The sequence below is a fragment of the Streptomyces sp. YS-3 genome (assembly GCF_045257485.1).
Taxonomy (GTDB): Bacteria; Actinomycetota; Actinomycetes; order Streptomycetales; family Streptomycetaceae; genus Streptomyces.
Genome location: NZ_JBJHPC010000911.1, coordinates 1 through 1848 on the forward strand (window position 1 = coordinate 1; position 1848 = coordinate 1848).

At 75.4% G+C, this 1848-nt stretch carries 1 protein-coding gene and 1 pseudogene; one reads left to right on the forward strand and one right to left on the reverse strand.

Going from position 1 to position 1848, the window contains the following annotated elements; all coding sequences use genetic code 11:
- Positions 1 to 51: 51 nt before the first annotated feature.
- Positions 52 to 441, forward strand: a pseudogene (locus ACJA3G_RS36185) (M6 family metalloprotease domain-containing protein); the annotation flags it as partial.
- 192 nt (positions 442 to 633) lie between these two features.
- Here the strand turns inward: ACJA3G_RS36185 and ACJA3G_RS36190 are convergent.
- Positions 634 to 1848 (reverse strand): class I adenylate-forming enzyme family protein (locus ACJA3G_RS36190; protein ID WP_406557272.1); only part of this gene is annotated, 1215 nt, incomplete at its 5' end.

A 1848-nucleotide genomic window follows, 5' to 3' on the forward strand; every position in this document is an offset into this window, starting at 1 on the left:
GTGCGGCGGGGGCGGGGGCCCACGAGTACCTGCTGACTCCGCTCGCGGCGTGCGGCGGGGGCGGGGGCCCACGAGTACCTGCTGACTCCGCTCGCGGCGCCCGGGGCGGGGCGCAAGCTGGTGTTCGTGCCGCTGTCGGACGAGAGCGGGTACGCGGTGGAGGTGCGGACGCGGACCGGGAACGACGAGGCGGTGTGCAAGCCGGGGGTGCTGGTGTACCGGGTCAGTACGGACGTCGACACGGGGCGGGGGCCGATCACCGTCGCCGACAGCGCGAAGGACAGCGGGGGGTGCACGCGGCGGCCCAATGTGCACGCGGAGCTCTCGGACGCGCCGTTCGCCCCCGGCGAGACGTTCACGGACCGGGAGCGGGGCGTACGGGTCTCGGTCCTGGGGGCGGACGAGCTGGGGAACTATCGCGTACGGGTGACGCGGGGCTGAGGCGGTGCGGGCTGTTTCGTCCGCGGGCCGGTGGGGGCTGGTCGCGCAGTTCCCCGCGCCCCTGATCGGCCCGGACTTCGGCTGCGGGACGGTGGGTGGCCGGTCGCGCAGTTCCCCGCGCCCCTGATCCGCCCGGGGGTCGTCTGCGGGTTGTCTGTGGCTGAGCGCGCAGTTCCCCGCGCCCCTAGGCAGTTAGGGGCGCGGGGAACTGCGCGAGCAACCCACCACGGTCCGCAGCCACCCCTCCACCTCCGCCCGCAGCTCCCCCTTCAGCACCTTCCCCGTCGCGTTGCGCGGCAGTGGCGCCGTCCGCGCCAGCACGTGCGCGGGCACCTTGTACGCGGCCAGGACCCGCGCCGCGTACGCCCGCAGCTCCTCCGGCGTGACCGGCGAGGCCAGCTGCACCACCGCCGCCACCTCCTCCCCCAGCTCCGCGTGCGGCACCCCCACCACCGCCGCGTCCAGCACCGCCGGATGGCCGTGGAGGACGGACTCGACCTCCACGCAGTACACGTTCTCGCCGCCCCGGATCACCATGTCCTTGATCCGGTCGACCACCTCGATCCGGCCGTCCCGCGCCACCACCAGGTCGCCGGTCCGGAACCAGCCGTCGACGAAGGCGCGTGCGGTGGCGGCGGGGTCGTTCCAGTACCCGCGTACGTTCGCCTGGGCGCGCAGCCACAGCTCGCCGATCTCGCCCTCGGGCACGTCCCTGCCGTCCTCGCCGACCACCCGCACCTCGGTGGTGGGCGTCGGGCGGCCCACGCTCAGCGGCCACCGCCGGTACTCCGCGCCGAAGCCGGCCAGCACGCCCCCGCTGGTCTCGGTCAGCCCGTATCCGTTGCGCGGCTCCACCCGCTCCCCGTACCGCGCGGTGAGCCGCTCCACCAGCGTCGGCGGCGCGGCGGAGCCGCCGGTGTTGAACATCCGCAGCGACTCCATCGCGTCCCCCGCCCGCCCGGCCTCGTCGAGCAGTTGCAGGGCGGTGGTGGGGACGCCCGCGTAGTGCGTCACGCCGTGCTCGCGGATCAGGGCGAGGGCCTGCCGCGCGTCCCACGCGCGCATCATGACCAGGGTGCCGCCCGAGCCCATCACCGAGTAGAAGCCGCTGAAGCCCGCGACGTGGAAGAACGGATAGGTGACCAGGGACACCGGCGCGGGCCCCTGCCCCGGCACCAGGCCCCGGCCGAGCGCGGAGGCAGCCGCGTGGAAACGGGGGTTCATCGCCGCGCCCGCCTGGGCGAGGTGGGTCGCCACGGCGCCCTTGGGGCGGCCGGTGGTGCCCGAGGTGTAGATGATCGTGGCGTCGTCGTCCGGCGACACCGTCACGTCCGGCGGTCCGGCCGCCGGGTCGGGCGCGCCCAGGTCCTCGTACGCCTCGAAGCCCTCCGGGGGCGTGCCCGACCC